This window comes from Streptomyces sp. NBC_00414 (genome assembly GCF_036038375.1).
Classification (GTDB): Bacteria; Actinomycetota; Actinomycetes; order Streptomycetales; family Streptomycetaceae; genus Streptomyces.
In genome coordinates this window covers 5,626,400-5,642,875 of the sequence record NZ_CP107935.1, presented here as the reverse complement: position 1 = coordinate 5,642,875, position 16,476 = coordinate 5,626,400, and the positions used below count along the sequence as shown (strand labels likewise).

The following is a 16,476-nucleotide window of genomic DNA, read 5'->3' as shown; positions in this document are numbered from 1 at the left end:
GCCGTGGTTCGGCCGGGGTTCGGCCCGCTCCGGCCGGGGAGTTTTCCACAGGCTGAGGGCCTCGTCAGCACGATGTCGTCCGGTGCGTGCAATATGGGGCCATGACTGAGAGCAACGAGGCCATCCCGCACGAGGGAACCATGCCCGAATGGGAGAAGCGCTTCCGGGCGCCGCGGGTGTCCTTGCCGGACTGGGCGGAGGACGCCCCGCACCGGTCCCTGTTCGTCTCGAACGCGACAGGGACGTACGAGTTGTACGCGTGGGACCGTGACACGGGCGCCCAGCGCCAGGTCACGGACCGGCCGAACGGGACGACGGACGGTGTGCTGTCGCCCGACGGCGAGTGGATCTGGTGGTTCGACGACAAGGACGGCGACGAGTTCGGAATCTGGCGACGACAGCCCTTCTCCGGGCCGGACGACGGTGCGGGCGGCACGGGCGGGCCCGACGCACCCGCGGCTCCCGGGCTCGACCCCTCCTACCCCGCAGGACTCGCGCTCGGGCGGGACGGGCGGACGGCGATCGTCGGCAGGTCGACCGACGAGGACGGTTCGACGATCTACGTCAGCCGGACCGGTGAGGACCCCGTCGAGGTCTACCGGCACCGGGAGTCGGCGGGCGTCGGCGACCTCTCGCACGACGGTTCGCTGATCGCGATCGAGCACACCGAGCACGGCGACGCGATGCACTCCGCGCTGCGGGTGCTGCGGATCGACGGTTCCGCGGTGTCCGAGCTGGACGACACCAAGGGCGGCACGGCCGAGCTGGGCCTGGAGGTGCTGGGCTTCGCCCCGGTCGGCGGGGACACCCGGCTGCTCGTCGGACACCAGCGGCGCGGACGCTGGGAGCCCATGGTGTGGGACGTGCTGTCCGGCGAGGAGACGGACCTGGCGCTGACCTCGCAGCTGGACGGCGACCTGAGCGCCGAGTGGTATCCGGACGGCTCCGCCCTGCTCGTCGTCAACAGCTTCGAGGCGCGCAGCGAGCTGTGGCGGTTCGACCTGGCGACCCGCGGCCTGGAGCGGGTGCGGACGCCGAAGGGCTCGGTGTCGGGGGCGACGGCCCGCCCGGACGGCAGCGTGGAGTACCTGTGGTCGTCCTCCGCCGAGGCGCCGGTGGTCCGCTCGACGTCCGGCGAGGTCGTCCTGGACCCGCCCGGCATGAAGGCCCCGAAGTCCGTGCCCGTCGAGGACGTGTGGGTGACGGGTCCCGGCGGCCGCATCCACGCCCTCGTGCAGCGGCCGGCCGGAGCCGGCGGTCCCCTCCCGACCGTCTTCGACATCCACGGCGGCCCGACCTGGCACGACAGCGACTCGTTCGCGGCGGGCCCGGCGGCCTGGGTGGACCACGGATACATGGTGATCCGGGTCAACTACCGGGGTTCCACGGGGTACGGGCGCGAGTGGACGGACGCTCTGAAGCACCGGGTCGGTCTGATCGAGCTCGAGGACATCGAGGCCGTACGGGAGTGGGCGGTCTCGTCCGGGTCCGCCGACCCCGACCGGCTGATCCTGACCGGCGGCTCGTGGGGCGGCTACCTCACCCTGCTCGGTCTGGGTACGCAGCCCGACGCGTGGGCGCTCGGCATCGCCGCGGTACCGGTCGCGGACTACGTGACGGCCTACCACGACGAGATGGAGGCACTGAAGGCGATGGACCGCACGCTGCTCGGTGGCACTCCGGAGGAGGTTCCGGAGCGCTTCGAGGCGTCGTCCCCGCTGACGTACGTCGACGCGGTGAAGGCACCGGTCTACATCTCCGCCGGGGTCAACGACCCGCGCTGCCCCATCCGTCAGGTCGAGAACTACGTGACCCGGCTGGCGGCGCGGCACGCGGACCACGAGGTGTACCGCTACGACGCGGGGCACGGTTCGCTGGTCGTGGACGAGCGGATCAAGCAGGTCCGGCTGGAGCTGGACTTCGCGGAGCGGCACCTGGGCGGCTGACCGCGGCGGCGGCCACCGGTAGCCGTCGCCGCCGCAGACCGCCGGGAACCGCCGCAGGCCGCCGGAGTCCGTCCGTGGCACCGGGGCCCTTGCAGGCGGGGCCGGGGCTGAGGCACCCCCCTCGACCGCGCTCCCCGCAAGGGCCCCGTACCTTTGGGGTTGTGTACCGGTTCCTGCTGACGCCCCGCTGGTGGGGGATCAACGTCTTCGTGCTGTTGGCCATCCCCTTCTGTGTGTTCATGGGGTCATGGCAGTTGAGCCGGTTCGAGGACCGGGTCCAGGACCACCGAGACGCCGGCGCACAGGCCTCGGCGGCCAAGACCCAGGCTCCGCGGCCGCTCGCCCGGCTGCTGCCGGTGGACAAGAAGACGTCGGGCAAGCAGGCCACGGCGACGGGCCGGTACGGGAAGCAGTTGCTCGTGCCCGGCCGGGAGCTGGACGACAAGCGCGGCTTCTACGTCCTGACGATGCTGCGCACCGACGACGGCAGGGCCCTGCCGGTGGTCCGGGGCTGGCTCGCCGGTGACGCCGACACCGCGAAGGCCCCGGCGGCTCCGGCCGGCGAGGTCACCGTGACCGGCGCGCTCCAGGCATCGGAGACACCCGGGTCGAACGGCGTGCCCGCGGCCGGCGGGCTCCCCGCCGGACAGACCGGCGCGATCAGCTCGGCGTCGCTGGTGAACCTCGTGCCGTACAAGATGTACGACGCGTGGATCACGCTCGCCGAAGCCGACCCGGGGATGAAGGCCGTGCCCGCCGCGGCGGCTTCGGACACGGGCCTGGACCTGAAGGCCTTTCAGAACCTGGGCTACACCGGTGAGTGGTTCGTCTTCGCGGGCTTCGTGGTCTTCATGTGGTTCCGGCTGATGCGGCGCGAGGTGGAGTTCGCGCAGGACGCGGAGCTGGGCCTCACGGATTCCGAGGACCCCACGGATCCCAGGGCCCCCGCGGATCGCACGGAGGAGACTCCGGCGGAGGGCGAGCGCCTCGCTTCGGCCCCCACCGCTTCCTCGCCCAGCGCTTCCTCGCCCAGCGCCTGATACGGCGGCCGGCACAGGCCCGGGCCGCAGCCCGGGCCCGCCGTGGTCAGGAGCCGGCCAGCACGCCGGTCCTGATGACCGTCCCGGCACACGCGTTGGGCACGGTCGTCGAGGCCGCGGGTGCGCCGCCCTCGGCCGCGTAGGACACGCTGACGCTTCCGTCGACGGTCCCGTCGGCCCTCATGAGCTGGGTTTCCTCGCCGGTGGCGCCCTCGGAGGTACCGCCGCTGCCACCGCTGGGGTTCTCCGTGGGGGTCGGGTCGGGCGAGGGGTCCCCGCCGCCGCTGCCTCCACTGGTCGGGCAGGTCTCCGACGGCACCCAGGCGAACTTCACGTAGTACGCCTGGCCCGGCTGCAGCACCAGGGAGGAGGCGTAGGTGGACGGGTCGGGGAGCCCGGAGGCCGCGTCGCCCGCCACATGGGGAACCGCGCTGAGCTTCGACTGGTCCGCGGCGCCCACCGCGATCGGGGAGACCGAGCCGTCGCCGACGACCGTACAGCCGGTGGTGGAGACGTTGGTGACGGTGAAGGTGCCGTAGACCACGCCGGCGGCGTCGGGTGCGCCCGCGCCGCCGCTGCCGGCGATGAGCTGCGTCGTCGTGCAGGTGGACGAGACCGCGGTGGAGTTGGTGGGCTGGGCCCCGGAGGTCCCGCCGTCGCCTCCCTTGCCCTTGCCGGTGTCGCCCTTCTTGTCACCCTTGCCCGAGCCCTTGGAGGAGCCCCCGGAACCGCCGGAGCCGTTCCCCGAGGAGGCTTCCTTGCCCTCGTTCGCGCCACCCTGGGTGGCCGAGGACTTGCCGACCACGGACGGGTCGGCGTTGGGGCCCGTCGAGTTCGAGACGTGCACGAGGGCCGGGACGGCCGTGCCGATGAAGAGCGCGGCGGCGGCCATACCGACGAGGGCCTGGCGCTTGCGCGCCCGCCTGGCCGGTACCGCCCGCCGCAGATGGTCCAGCGTGCCGTCGGTCGGCTCGATCTCCTCCACGGCCTGGTGCAGCAGCCGCCGCAGGGCCAACTCGTCGGAGCCGAACACGTCCGTTGCGGACCCGTCGTCCCCGGAGCCGTCGTCCCCGGAGCCGTCCGCACCGGAGTCGTCGGCACCGAGACCGGCACCGAACCCCGGACCGGGGAGGCCGGGCCCGTCGGCGCCGGACCCGCCCGCGCGTCCCGGCTCCGGGCTCGCGGACTCCGTACCGGAGTCGTCCGAGGAACCGTCCGAGGAGTCACCCGAGGAGGAGACGTCCGGCACGTCGCCCGGCAGGCTGCCAGAACCCTTGGCCGAGCCGTCGCCCGAGCCCTTGCCCGAAGCCTTGGTCGGTGCGTCGTCGGAGGTCTTCTCCGACGCGTCGCCGGAGGCGTTCTCCAGGGGCGTGCCCGGTGATTCGTCCGAGGGACCGTCCGGCGAGCGTTCCGCCGGGCGGCCTTGCGTGTCCGAGGGGCCCGACTCTTCCGGGCCCGAGTTCTCCGAGGGGCCGTGATTCACAGTTCCGTTCCCAGCGTGCTGCTCTTGCTCGTCGTCGTCGCCGTGGCGACCGTGCTCGTCGTGGCGTGCTCGTTCGTCGTACCCGCTCATGCCGGTGCCTCCATGGCGACGCGCAGCGCGGCGATGCCTCGCGACCCGTACGCCTTCACCGAGCCCAGCGAGACGCCGAGGGTCTCGGCGACCTGCGCCTCGGTCATGTCCGCGAAGTACCGCAGGACGAGGACCTCGCGCTGGCGTCTCTGGAGTCCCTTCATCGCCTTGATCAGGGCGTCGCGCTCCAGCAGGTCGTACGCGCCCTCCTCCGCGCTCGCCATGTCGGGCATCGGCTTGGAGAGGAGCTTCAGGCCGAGGATGCGCCGACGCAGTGCGGAGCGCGAGAGGTTGACGACGGTCTGGCGCAGGTAGGCGAGCGTCTTCTCCGGGTCACGCACGCGCTTGCGCGCCGAGTGCACCCGGATGAAGGCCTCCTGGACGACGTCCTCGCAGGACGCGGTGTCGTCGAGGAGCAGCGCCGCGAGGCCGAGGAGCGACCTGTAGTGGGCGCGGTAGGTCTCGGTCAGATGGTCGACGGTGGTGCCGGCCGCCAGGGCCTCGTCAGCGCCTTCACGCTGATTCGGGATGCGGGTCGGCCGCGCTGCGGGCATGGGGGCGATCACCGGCATGCCGCCGCCGGACGCGCCGGACGTGCGGGGTCGGCGGGGCGGACGAAGGGTCGTGCCCCGCGTCGCCACAGTGAATTCGAGTACCTCAGCCACGCCAGTTGGACACGCGTCCCCCCGTCGGGGTTGTACGCGGCAGGCATCACTTTTACGTCGGACTGCGGAACAGACGGTGCGCTAAGTGTCCTCATACGTAAAAGCTCATCCCCTATGCCCCATATGAACGTGGCGTCCGGTCACCCCTGAAGGGCGACCGCAAAGACGCTCCCCGCCCTCCGCGCGGTTGCGGAGAACGGGGAGGAAAATCGTCGAACGCCAGAGGCTTGGATTCAAGTGGTCCGGACCACAGCTTCGGCCACGATCGAACCACAGAAGTCGCACAGATCCTACAAAACATTCAACTTACGACCAGCGGATTTCCTGTCCGGAGCCGCCCGCACAGGACACCGGATCGCCGATCCGCCCGGGAGCCGACGGCTCCCGGGCCAGGTCAGAGCTCGGCCGCCACCAGTTCGGCGATCTGCGCGGTGTTCAGCGCGGCACCCTTGCGCAGGTTGTCCCCGCAGACGAAGAGCTCCAGCGCCGTCGGGTCGTCGAGGGCCCGGCGCACCCGCCCGACCCAGGTGGGGTCCGTACCGACGACGTCGGCCGGTGTCGGGAACTCCCCCGCCTCCGGGTTGTCGAAGAGCACCACCCCGGGCGCCGTGGCGAGGATCTCCCGCGCCCTGCCCACCGTCACCTCGCCCTGGAAACGGGCGTGGACGGTCAGGGAGTGCACAGTGACGACCGGCACACGGACACACGTGACGGCGACGGGCAGTTTCGGCAGTCCGAGGATCTTGCGGGACTCGTCCCGCACCTTCATCTCCTCCGAGGACCAGCCGTCCTCACGCACGGTCCCGGCCCACGGCACCACATTGAGCGCCACCGGTTCCGGGAACGGCCCGGTGTTGTCCCCCACGGCCCGTCGTACGTCGCCGGGGGTCGTCCCCAGTTCCGTACCGGCAACGAGTTTCAGCTGCTGCCGCAGGGTGTCGACGCCACGCTGCCCGGCCCCGCTCACCGCCTGGTACGAGGACACCACCAGCTCGCGCAGCCCGAACTCGGCGTGCAGCGCGCCCAGGGCCACGATCATCGAAAGGGTCGTGCAGTTGGGGTTGGCGATGATGCCGCGCGGCCGGACGCGGGCGGCGTGCGGATTGACCTCGGGCACCACGAGCGGCACCTCGGGGTCCATCCGGAACGCGCCGGAGTTGTCGACCACGACGGCACCCTTGGCGGCCGCCACCAGCGCCCAGCGCTCGGCCACCTCGTCGGGTACGTCGAACATGGCGACGTCGACCCCGTCGAAGGCCTCCTCGGTGAGGGCCACCACCTCGACCTGCTCGCCGCGCACGGCCAGCTTGCGGCCGGCCGAGCGCGGTGAGGCGACCAGGCGGATCTCGCCCCAGATGTCCGCGTGCTGGGACAGGATCTGGAGCATGACCGTGCCGACGGCTCCGGTCGCGCCCACGACCGCGAGCGTCGGCCGCCCGGTCATCGTCGTACGCCTCCGTACGAGAGGACGGTCATCGTCCGGTGCCTCCGTAGACGACGGCCTCGTCGCTGTCGGAGTCGAGTCCGAAGGCGGTGTGCACGGCGCGCACGGCCTCGTTGACGTCGTCCTGGCGGGTCACGACCGAGATGCGGATCTCGGAGGTCGAGATCAGCTCGATGTTCACGCCCGCGTCGGACAGCGCCTGGAAGAACGAGGCGGTGACGCCCGGGTTGGTCTTCATACCCGCGCCGACCAGGGAGATCTTGCCGATCTGGTCGTCGTAGCGCAGCGAGTCGAAGCCGATCGCGTCCTTGGCCTTCTTCAGCGCGTCGATGGCCTTGCGGCCCTCCGACTTGGGAAGGGTGAAGGAGATGTCCGTGAGGCCCGTGGAGGCCGCGGACACGTTCTGCACGATCATGTCGATGTTGACCTCGGCGTCCGCGATGGCCCGGAAGATCACCGCGGCCTCGCCCGGCTTGTCCGGGACTCCGACGACCGTGATCTTGGCTTCGGAGATGTCGTGCGCGACTCCGGAGATGATGGCGTGCTCCACCTGCGCGTCCCCTTGCGGATTCTCGTTGCTGACCCAGGTGCCCGGCAGTCCCGAGAAGGACGAGCGGACGTGGATCGGGATGTTGTAACGGCGTGCGTACTCGACGCAGCGGTGCAGCAGCACCTTGGAGCCGGAGGCGGCGAGCTCCAGCATGTCCTCGGAGGAGATCCAGTCGATCTTCCGGGCCTTCTTCACCACCCGCGGGTCGGCGGTGAACACACCGTCGACGTCCGTGTAGATCTCGCAGACCTCGGCGTCGAGGGCGGCAGCGAGGGCGACGGCGGTCGTGTCGGACCCGCCGCGGCCCAGTGTGGTGATGTCCTTCTTGTCCTGGCTGACGCCCTGGAACCCGGCGACGATCGCGATGTTGCCCTCGTCGAGCGCCGTCCTGATGCGGCCCGGCGTGACATCGATGATGCGCGCTTTGTTGTGGACGGAGTCGGTGATCACGCCTGCCTGGCTGCCGGTGAAGCTCTGGGCCTCGTGGCCCAGGTTTTTGATCGCCATGGCCAGCAGGGCCATGGAGATCCGCTCTCCGGCGGTCAGCAGCATGTCGAACTCACGCCCGGCAGGGATCGGGGATACCTGCTCGGCGAGATCGATCAGCTCATCCGTCGTGTCACCCATCGCCGACACCACGACAACGACCTGATGGCCGTTCTTCTTGGCGTCGACGATTCGCTTGGCGACACGCTTGATGCCCTCGGCATCGGCTACGGAGGAACCTCCGTACTTCTGCACGACAAGGCCCACGTGCGCTCCTCGCTCAGTCCGTCTCGTACCGCACGACTGCGGTCGGCTCAGTCTAACGAGCGGCCGAATTCCACCCGGGCGATATCGCATCGTGAGACGTCCCGCTCACTTGCTGATCACCCGGGCCGGTCGGACCCGGCCGTACGGACGTCCGATCGGTCGGCGTCCGTCGTCCGGCCCTCCGGCCGCTCCAGGACCGCATCTGCCCGGCCGGGACTCGGCTCACTCGCAAAGTGCGCCGGGTCACACGCGTGAGGGTGGATTTCGGGTGCCCCGTCCGACGTGCCCCCTGAGCCGGGCCCCGGACGCCGGGCTGAGCTGCGGCGATGGACGCGGCCCGGGCGGGGGCGGGGATCACCGGCGGCGGGTTCGGTGTCACGTACGGGGACGACGGTGGGGGTCGTGGCGACCTCGTACCACCGGAGGCTGATCGCTTCTCGCTCGCGCTCCCTGAAGTCCAGGTACTGGAGAGGGTGGGGCCGTAGGTATCCGGTCCCACCCTCGTACGCCGCGTCGTCTCCGCGCTACTTGACCTTGCGCAGTCCCAGGCCCAGCGGAGCCGCGATCTCCTCCGCCATCACGCGGCCCGCCTCCTCTTCGAGGGCGGCCTCGCTCAGCTCCTGGTCGGTGTCCAGGCCGTCCAGCTCCTGCAGGGGCTGGTTCAGGCGGACGTGCGCCACCAGGGACTGGAGGGCGCGGAGGGTGGCCGAGGCGGTGGAGCCCCAGTTCGAGAAGTACGAGAACTGCCACCACCACATGGCCTCCGTGGTGCGGCCGGCCCGGTAGTGGGCCATGCCGTGGCGCAGATCCGCCATGACATCGGCCAGGTCGTCCGAGATCCGGGCCGGGACCGGGGGCTTGCGGGGCTCGTACGGGTCGAAGACCTCGGAGTAGACGTCGACCGGGTCGAGCATCTCGGCGAGACGTTCGCGCAGCTCGTCGACGTCCGGCTCGGGGCCCAGGTCCGGCTCGTAGCGCTCGTCGGGAAGGATGTCCTCGTGCGCGCCCAGACGGCCGCCGGCCAGCAGGAGCTGGGAGACCTCCAGGAGCAGGAAGGGGACGGCCGAGTCGGGCTCGTCGCCTCTCGCGACCTCTGTCACGGCGACGAGGAAGCTCTCGATCTGATCCGCGATCTGGACCGAGAAGTCGTCGGGGTCCGGAGCGGTCGCGTGCAGCGTGGCGTCAGACATCTAGAAGCCGGCCTTCCTCAAGAACTCCGTGGAGAAGTTCGTCAAGAACTTCGTTCCGTACATCAACCAGTCGTTCAGACATCCAGCAGCCGCCTTCCCTCGAAGGCGCGGCCCAGGGTGACCTCGTCGGCGTACTCAAGGTCACCGCCCACCGGCAGCCCGCTGGCGAGGCGGGTGACCCGCAGACCCATGGGCTTGATCATGCGGGCGAGGTAGGTGGCCGTGGCCTCGCCCTCCAGGTTCGGGTCCGTTGCCAGGATCAGCTCCGTGACCGCGCCGTCGGCGAGCCGCGCCAGCAGTTCCCTTATGCGCAGGTCGTCCGGTCCCACGCCCTCGATCGGGCTGATCGCACCGCCGAGCACGTGGTACTTGCCCCGGAACTCGCGGGTCCGCTCGACCGCGACCACGTCCTTCGGCTCCTCGACCACACAGATGACCGAGAGGTCGCGGCGCGGGTCGCGGCAGATGTTGCACAGCTCCTCCTGCGCCACGTTCCCGCAGGTGGCGCAGAAGCGGACCTTCGCCTTGACCTCCATGAGGCACTGCGCGAGCCGGCGTACGTCCGTCGGCTCCGCCTGGAGGATGTGGAAGGCGATCCGCTGCGCGCTCTTGGGACCGACGCCGGGCAGTCGCCCCAGCTCGTCGATGAGGTCCTGGACCACGCCTTCGTACACGGATTGCCTTCCTGTTCCCACGGACTCTGTACGTACCGTAGTCGCGCTTGCTCTCTTCGTACGTACGGTAGTTGGCGGTCGGCCTTCTTAGAAGGGACCGCCGGGTTGACTTAGAACGGCAGGCCGGGGATGCCGCTGCCGCCGCCCAGCCCCTGGGTGAGCGGGCCGAGCTTCTGCTGCTGGAGCGCCTGGGCGTTCTCGTTGGCCGCCTGGACCGCCGCGACGATCAGGTCGGCGAGGGTCTCGGTGTCCTCGGGGTCCACGGCCTTCGGGTCGATGACCAGGCCGCGCAGTTCGCCGGAGCCCGTCACCGTCGCCTTCACCAGGCCGCCGCCCGCCTGACCGTCGACCTCGGTCCGCGCCAGCTCCTCCTGGGCGTTCGCGAGGTCCTGTTGCATCTTCTGGGCCTGCTGGAGCAGCTGCTGCATATTGGGCTGGCCACCACCGGGAATCACGATCAGCTCCTGGTTCGTACGGCTGTGAGTACTGCGGTGAGTACTGCCTTCGGATACGGCTTACCGGCGCGAATTCCGCCTTGGCACGAGCCTACGTGGTCTACCGGGCCGTCGCTTCGACACTCTTTCGAGTGAGAGGGCGGCTTGGCCTATACCTGACCAGGGCCCACATCCGAGCGGAAAAGCGCTGAAAACGGGGCCATCGCCACCCATTGGGAGGTAGTAAGGGTGCTGCGCATCAGCACCTCGCGCCACATTTCCGTCACACACTGTTATGGAACGTCACGCACATCACGATGAGGGAGCCTCGGGTGAGCCAGCCGGACATGCAGCCCGAGGGGTCGGCCCGGGACGGCCGGGGCGACGGGCGGGGCGGGAGTCCGGTGGAGGCCGGCGACCTGATGGGACGGGCCTTTCCGCTCGGCGACTGGGGGGAACCGGCCGAGCGGCTCGACGAGCTCTACCGGTGGGTGGAGACCGGCGCGCTCACCACCGCGTCCTGGTACCTCACCGACCGGGTGTGGAAACGGCGGGGGGCACGGGCCCTGCGGGCCGGGGCCGCCGCGGGAGCCCTCGCCGGGGCCGCGCTCCCCCTGCTGGACCTCGCCGGGGTGCTCGGCGGGGGCGCCGCCTGGGGGTATCTGGCGTTGCTGGCGGCCGTCGCCTGTGTGGCGGGGGACCGCTACTTCGGGGTGACCTCCGGGTGGATAAGGGACGTGGCGACCGCGCAGGCCGTGCAGCGGCGGCTGCAGGTTCTTCAGTTCGACTGGGCGTCCGAGTGCGTGCGGGAGGTTCTCGGGCCGGCCGAGGGGACCGCCGGGGAGGCGGCCGAACGGTGTCTCGGGGTGTTGCGGAGGTTCTCCGAGGATGTGACGGAGCTGGTGCGGGTGGAGACCTCGGACTGGATGGTGGAGTTTCGGGCCGGGGGAGTTCCGTCGGCCGTTCAGGCGGGGGTGGGTGAGGGTGTGCGGGGGGATGTCGCGCCGGTTGGGCGGCCGCCGCTGCCTCCTGGGGCCCGGCCCAACATGCCTCGGCAGCGGCCGCCCGAGCCTCGGTAGGGCCTTTTTCGCCCCCGCCGCCCCTACCCTTCCCGTCACTGCGTGGGGGCTTCGCCCCCTCGCCCCCGGTATCGCGCTTCGCGCTCGTCCTCAAACGCCGGACGGGCTGAGATCAGCCGGACCGGGGGTTCGGGGGCAGCACCCCCGAGTCGGTGACGGGACTGTCAGGTCTGGGGGGACGGGAACGACACCGGGCCCCTCAGGCCCGCTCTGTTCAGCGCTCTCACGCCGAAGAAGACGTTGTCCTTGGACAGATCCACCTCGTGGGACGTCACGTCGCCCACCGGGATCACGTGGGTCCACTCGGGCGCCGTGGTCTCGCGCCAGACGACCTCGTAACCGGCGAGGTCCGGTTCGGAGCCCCGGCTCCACACCAGCTGCGTGGAGTTCGTGAGCGCGGCGGTGAGGATCCTCGCGTCGCGCGGCGCGGCCGGGGCCTGCGCCAGGGTCCAGAGCGCGGCCGCGTTGACCCGGGCGACCCGGGCCGTGAAGGGGAAGTCGCAGAACTCCGGCAGGTCCCCGTACTGCTTGCCGTCCTCGACCCGCACATCCTGGTGCTGATGGGCGAAGTCCTCGGCGGGCTCGGTGAAACGGGCCGCCGGATACCCCTGCTCCAGGAAGGGGATGTGGTCGCCGCCCCGGCGGTAGCGGTCACGCCGGTAGACGACCCGTACCCGCATACCCGTCGCCGGGTTGTCCGCCGTGTCCCGCACGAAACGGGCCAGCTGGCGCGACGGTGAGTCGTTCTCGCCGCCCACCGAACGGCGCGTCGCCGCCTGCTCCGGGGTCTCCGACGTCGGCACGCCCTCCGCGAAGAGGCGGATCGTGTAGGGGTCCCGCGTGCCGTCGTCCGCCCTCGACGCGCCCACGATGTCGTTCGTGAACATGGCCTGCACGTCCGCACCGGCCGCCTTGAACCGGGACGCCATGTGAGCGGCTCCGTACAGGCCCTGCTCCTCCCCCGCCACCGCCGCGAAGACGATCGTGGCGGCGGGGCGGCGGGTGGCCATGACCCGGGCCAGTTCCATCGCGACGGCCACGCCCGACGCGTCGTCGTCCGCGCCCGGGGCGTCCGAGGTGGCGTCCATGACATCGGTGACGCGGGAGTCGTAGTGCCCCGAGACGACGTACACCCGCTCCGGGGTGACCGAGCCGCGCAGGGTCGCCAGCACGTTCGTGATGCGGGTGGCGGTGGGAACGCGGGGCGCGGGTTCCTGGACGTACGACTGGAGTTCGGCCGTCATCCGGCCGCCGGACCGGGCGGCGTACGAGCGCATCTCCGCGAGGATCCAGTCGCGGGCCGCGCCGATCCCGCGGTCCGGGTCGTCCTGGGTGGAGAGGGTGTGCCGGGTGCCGAAGGAGACGAGCCGGCGGACGGTCGCCTCGATGCGGTCGGGGTCTATCTCCCGTAAGAGGGCCCGGAGTTCGCGGGAGGGGGGCTGGGCGGTGGCCGGCGGGCGCGCGTCCGCCGGGGACGCCCCGGGTGCCGCGGTCGCCGTCGTCGCCGTACCCACCGAGGCGGCTCCGGCGGCTGCCGTCGCGGCCAGAACGGTTCTTCTGCTGGGGCTCACAGGTCGCATGGGTCGCATGGACTGATGGTTGTGTACGCGTCAATCGCAGGCAAGGGGCCCGCGCTCGCCCCTGCTGCCGCCCCTACTGCTTCGTGTACGTCAGCGCGTCGCCGTTGCTCGTGTTCACCCGCCGCAGACGGCCGTCCGGCAGGAGGGTCAGCTCCGTCGCTCCGCCCGGCGAGCAGGACGTGGCCGGTTCGCCGACGGTGACCTCGGACGGGCCGATCCGCAGCGGACCGCCATCGCTCGGGGCCTCCGCCAGCTCCGCCCGGAACACACAGTGGTACGTGCCGCCGTCCGCGGGTCCGTCCGCCGTGAGCGAGAGCACCGTGGCGCCCACCTCGCCCTGCTGGATGGTGAGCCGGCGGGTGTTGCGGCCGGTGTCGTTGTCGATGGACGCGCTCCAGGTACCGAGGTACTCGGCGGGGATCGCGCCGTCCGCCGGAGTCTCCTCGCCCGTGGTGGGCGGCTGCGTCGAGGGGCCCGGGGTGGATGGGCCCGGAGTGGTGGGCGCGCCCTTCGTGGGGGACTTGGTGGGGTCGCCGCCCGCCTGGCCGTCCCCGTCGCCCTTCATGAGCGCGTACACGGACGCGCCCGCGCCGAGCGCGACGACCAGCGCCACGACGATCAGCACGGCGGTGGACCGGCCGCTCCTGCGCGGCGGCTCCGGTTCCGGCTGCGGCGTGAAGCCCGGTCCGTACGGGGGTGTCGGGCCGTAGGGAGGGGTCGAACCCGGGGGCGGCGCATAGCCGTTGGGATTCGCGTAACCGTTGGGATTCGCATAGGCGTTGGGGGTCGCGTAGCCGCCGGGGGGTGCCGACCAGGCGCCGGGCTGCTGCTGGTGCGGGTAGCCGTAGCCGGCGGCGGGCTGGGGGTGCTGCTGGGGGTAGCCGTAGGCCGGATGGACGGGGCCCGGGGGCGGGGTCGGGGTGTGCGCGGGCGGGGCGGCCGGAGGCGTGGTCGGGGACTGGCCCCCGGTCATCGTGGGGAGTTGATCGGCGGGGGCGCCTGCCGGCGGTTCCGGGAGGGGCGGGGAGGAGGCGTCGGGGGTGGGTGCGTGCTCGGGGGAGGCCTCCGGGACGGCGGCGGGGGTGGCTGTCGGCGCGGCGGCGGAGGCGGGAGCAGGGGCGGAGGCGGGGGTGGGAGGGGGAGCGGAGGCCGGAGGGGGCGTGGAGGGTTCCCCGGCCTCGTGCGCCGGTCGGGCCGTCGAGACGTCCGGGTCCTCCGAGTCCAGCAACCGCACCGCGTGACGCCCCAGTTGGGCCACCAGCATCCCGGGCAGCCAGGGATCGCGGCTGCGCCCGTCCGTGACGGTGTCCTCCGCTCCCGTGCGCTCCAGGATGTCGTCGAGCGTCGGGCGGGAGGCGGGGTCCTTGCGCAGGCACTGCCGGACGAGATCGGCGATGCCCTCCGGAACCCCTTCCAGGTCCGGTTCCTCCTGGGCGATACGGAACATCAGGGCGTGCACCCCGCTGTTGGCCGCACCGAACGGAAGGTCGCCCGTGGCCGCGTACGACAGGACCGAGCCCAGGCAGAAGACGTCGCACGCGGGCGTGATCCGGTCGCCGCGGACCTGCTCGGGGGCCATGAAGCCGGGCGAGCCGACGAGTGCGCCGGTGCGGGTGAGGCCGCCGTCGGTGACCGTCTCCAGGGCGCGGGCGATACCGAAGTCGATGACGCGCGGACCGTCGATCGTGACGAGGACGTTCGACGGCTTGAGGTCGCGGTGGATCAGTCCGGCCGCGTGGATGTCCTTGAGCGCGTGCGCGAGGCCGGCCGCGAGGATCCGCACGGAACGCTCCGGGAGCGCGCCGTGGTCGTGGCCGACGACCTCCTCCAGCGAGGGGCCCGCCACATAGCCGGTGGCGACCCACGGGATCGCCGCCTCCGTGTCCGCGTCGAGCACCGGCGCCGTCCAGTAGCCGCCCACGCGCCGGGCCGCCCGCACCTCCTGACGGAAACGCGCGCGGAACTCCTCCTGTTCGGCGAGTTCCTGCCGGACGAGTTTGACCGCGACGGTCCTGCCGCGGTCGGAACGCGCCAGATACACCTGGCCCATACCGCCCGCGCCCAGCCTCGCCAGCAGTCGATACGCGCCGATCCGGTGCGGATCCGCAGGTCCGAGCTTCTCCATCGAAACGCCGCCCTCCCCCGTACATGTGCGACAGCCCGAGGATAGTGCGGCAGAACGGGGAGACGGCAGGGGCGGCGTCTACGGTTCCGTAACAGAGGGTGCCGTTTCCATCGCTGTTCCGATGGCCGGTTCCGCGGCTGTGCCGGCGCTCGCTCCCGTGGCTGATTCCGTGGGCGCCGCCGTGACGGACTCCATCGCTCCGGTCAGCCGTTCCAACGCCCTCACCGTCTCGGCCAGTTCCGCCTCCCCGAGGGTCGCGGCGAGGCGGTCCGCGAAGGCCGCGTGTCCCGGGCCGATCTTCCGGACGGCCGTGAAACCCTCCTCGGTCGGCCGGAGCAGCTTGGCACGGCGGTGGGCGGGGTTGGGTACGTACTCGGCGAGCCCCCGCTCCACCAGCAGGTCGGCGACGCGCTGCACGCTCTGCCGGGTGATGCCCATGGCCCTGGCGATCCCGGAGACAGGGAGGGGTTCCCGAAGGACGGCACCCAGCACCTGCCATCGCGCGGCGGTGAGCCCGGCAGGTCCGGCCAACTCCTCGGCGACGCCCAGGTACTGGCCGTTCAGCCGGAAGACCGCGAGCGCGCTCCGGCTGAACAGGTCCTGCCGTTCCCCGCCCGCCCCGGTCCCCCCGCCGCCCGTTCCGCTCACTGTCCGGCCGCCTCAAGGATTTCGTACGCCTGCGCGTCCGAGTCGTGGAACAGCCGGTACCAGGCGTCGAGCACCTCTCCCTCGTACACCCCGAGCAGTGCGAACACCTCCCGCGCGAACGCGACGGGCTCGGTGGGTCCGGCGGTGACGAGCCGCCCGTCCGTCACGGCGTCGGTCTCCACGTACCGGTCGCCGCCCTTGTAGCCGGTGGCGGCCAGATAGAAGGACACGGCGCCGGTGTGGGCGCGGTCGTCGAGCAGCCCCTCGCGGGCGAGTCCTGCGGTGGCCCCGCAGATCGCGGCGACGGGCACGTCGGACTCCAGGAACTCCCGCGCCTTGCGGGCGAAGGGCGCGAGCTCGTCGCCCGTGTCCCACAGGTCGGCTCCCGGCAGGATCAGCAGCGCGGCGTCCTCGGGGCGTACGTCGTCGAGCGTCACGTCGGGCTGGATCCGCAGCCCGCCGACGGACCGCACCGGGTCGCCGGACAGGCCGACCGTCCGGATCTCGTGGCCGGCGCGGGCGAGATACGCGGTCGTGTGGCCGGTCTCCCAGTCGGCGAGCGTGTCGTAGACGGCGAGGTACACGGGCTTGCGGTCGGCCTTGTGCGCGGGCTCAAGGGTCATGGCTTCTCCTCGGTCACTCGGTCACGCACCCAGTTGATATGTCAGCATGCTGTCATTTCGACAGCATGCTGTCAATATCTCTCGACGGGTCCCGGGGCCCGTCGAGGCTCCCCACACACGACAACCTGTCGCTTTCGGGGCCGCTCCGCAGA

14 protein-coding genes are annotated in these 16,476 nt (G+C 71.5%); 3 read left to right on the top strand and 11 right to left on the bottom strand.

What is annotated here, in order from left to right:
- The first annotated feature begins 101 nt into the window (after nt 1-101).
- Complete coding sequence (locus OHS59_RS24510; RefSeq protein ID WP_328495555.1) at nt 102-1,946, top strand: S9 family peptidase; 1,845 nt, start codon at nt 102-104, stop codon at nt 1,944-1,946.
- A gap of 161 nt (nt 1,947-2,107) precedes the next feature.
- Nucleotides 2,108-2,986 (top strand): SURF1 family protein, encoded by an 879-nt coding sequence (locus OHS59_RS24505; protein ID WP_328495554.1) that lies wholly within the window; start codon nt 2,108-2,110, stop codon nt 2,984-2,986.
- Between the two features lie 46 nt (nt 2,987-3,032).
- On the opposite strand, the gene OHS59_RS24500 is transcribed toward OHS59_RS24505, so the two are convergent.
- From OHS59_RS24500 to OHS59_RS24470, 7 genes are all read right to left on the bottom strand, one after another.
- Nucleotides 3,033-4,559 carry a hypothetical protein gene (locus OHS59_RS24500; protein ID WP_328495553.1) on the bottom strand — a complete coding sequence of 509 codons (1,527 nt, stop codon included), beginning with the start codon at nt 4,557-4,559 and terminating at the stop codon, nt 3,033-3,035.
- Entirely contained in the window at nt 4,556-5,224 is a 669-nt protein-coding gene (locus OHS59_RS24495; RefSeq protein WP_328495552.1) for a SigE family RNA polymerase sigma factor, read from the bottom strand. Before OHS59_RS24495 ends, OHS59_RS24500 begins: the two co-directional genes overlap by 4 nt.
- A 394-nt stretch (nt 5,225-5,618) precedes the next feature.
- The gene (locus OHS59_RS24490; protein WP_328495551.1) at nt 5,619-6,668 is read right to left on the bottom strand and encodes an aspartate-semialdehyde dehydrogenase; all 1,050 of its coding nucleotides are present in this window, start codon (nt 6,666-6,668) and stop codon (nt 5,619-5,621) included.
- Nucleotides 6,669-6,696: 28 nt separating this feature from the next.
- Complete coding sequence (locus tag OHS59_RS24485) at nt 6,697-7,971, bottom strand: aspartate kinase (RefSeq protein WP_328495550.1); 1,275 nt, start codon at nt 7,969-7,971, stop codon at nt 6,697-6,699.
- A 524-nt stretch (nt 7,972-8,495) separates the two neighbouring features.
- A complete protein-coding gene (locus OHS59_RS24480) occupies nt 8,496-9,161 on the bottom strand; it encodes a DUF5063 domain-containing protein (protein ID WP_328495549.1) in 666 nt (221 codons plus the stop codon).
- Nucleotides 9,162-9,235: 74 nt separating this feature from the next.
- Nucleotides 9,236-9,835: a recombination mediator RecR gene (gene recR / locus OHS59_RS24475; RefSeq protein ID WP_189773119.1), complete on the bottom strand. Its 600-nt coding sequence runs from the start codon at nt 9,833-9,835 to the stop codon at nt 9,236-9,238.
- A gap of 110 nt (nt 9,836-9,945) precedes the next feature.
- Entirely contained in the window at nt 9,946-10,290 is a 345-nt protein-coding gene (locus OHS59_RS24470) for a YbaB/EbfC family nucleoid-associated protein (protein WP_189773117.1), read from the bottom strand.
- A 311-nt stretch (nt 10,291-10,601) separates the two neighbouring features.
- Here OHS59_RS24470 and OHS59_RS24465 point away from each other — a divergent pair, with 311 nt between their 5' ends.
- Complete coding sequence (locus OHS59_RS24465) at nt 10,602-11,348, top strand: SLATT domain-containing protein (protein ID WP_328495548.1); 747 nt, start codon at nt 10,602-10,604, stop codon at nt 11,346-11,348.
- 164 nt (nt 11,349-11,512) lie between these two features.
- Here OHS59_RS24465 and OHS59_RS24460 read toward each other — a convergent pair whose 3' ends face one another.
- From OHS59_RS24460 to OHS59_RS24445, 4 genes are all read right to left on the bottom strand, one after another.
- Nucleotides 11,513-12,937, bottom strand: a complete 1,425-nt coding sequence (locus OHS59_RS24460) for a M20/M25/M40 family metallo-hydrolase (RefSeq protein WP_328495547.1) — start codon at nt 12,935-12,937, stop codon at nt 11,513-11,515.
- A 64-nt stretch (nt 12,938-13,001) separates the two neighbouring features.
- The gene (locus tag OHS59_RS24455) at nt 13,002-15,053 is read right to left on the bottom strand and encodes a serine/threonine-protein kinase (RefSeq protein WP_328495546.1); all 2,052 of its coding nucleotides are present in this window, start codon (nt 15,051-15,053) and stop codon (nt 13,002-13,004) included.
- Between the two features lie 78 nt (nt 15,054-15,131).
- Nucleotides 15,132-15,701: a MarR family winged helix-turn-helix transcriptional regulator gene (locus OHS59_RS24450; protein WP_328495545.1), complete on the bottom strand. Its 570-nt coding sequence runs from the start codon at nt 15,699-15,701 to the stop codon at nt 15,132-15,134.
- Entirely contained in the window at nt 15,698-16,324 is a 627-nt protein-coding gene (locus tag OHS59_RS24445) for a type 1 glutamine amidotransferase family protein (protein WP_328495544.1), read from the bottom strand. Before OHS59_RS24445 ends, OHS59_RS24450 begins: the two co-directional genes overlap by 4 nt.
- Nucleotides 16,325-16,476: the final 152 nt, after the last annotated feature.

Excerpts from the sequence above, each read along its gene's own strand:
- OHS59_RS24510 (WP_328495555.1), top strand. The coding sequence starts at position 102 with ATGACTGAGAGCAACGAGGCCATCCCGCACGAGGGAACCATGCCCGAA.
- OHS59_RS24500 (WP_328495553.1), bottom strand. The coding sequence starts at position 4,559 with ATGAGCGGGTACGACGAACGAGCACGCCACGACGAGCACGGTCGCCAC.
- OHS59_RS24490 (WP_328495551.1), bottom strand. The coding sequence starts at position 6,668 with ATGACCGGGCGGCCGACGCTCGCGGTCGTGGGCGCGACCGGAGCCGTC.
- OHS59_RS24480 (WP_328495549.1), bottom strand. The coding sequence starts at position 9,161 with ATGTCTGACGCCACGCTGCACGCGACCGCTCCGGACCCCGACGACTTC.
- OHS59_RS24460 (WP_328495547.1), bottom strand. The coding sequence starts at position 12,937 with ATGCGACCCATGCGACCTGTGAGCCCCAGCAGAAGAACCGTTCTGGCC.
- OHS59_RS24455 (WP_328495546.1), bottom strand. The coding sequence starts at position 15,053 with ATGGAGAAGCTCGGACCTGCGGATCCGCACCGGATCGGCGCGTATCGA.
- OHS59_RS24445 (WP_328495544.1), bottom strand. The coding sequence starts at position 16,324 with ATGACCCTTGAGCCCGCGCACAAGGCCGACCGCAAGCCCGTGTACCTC.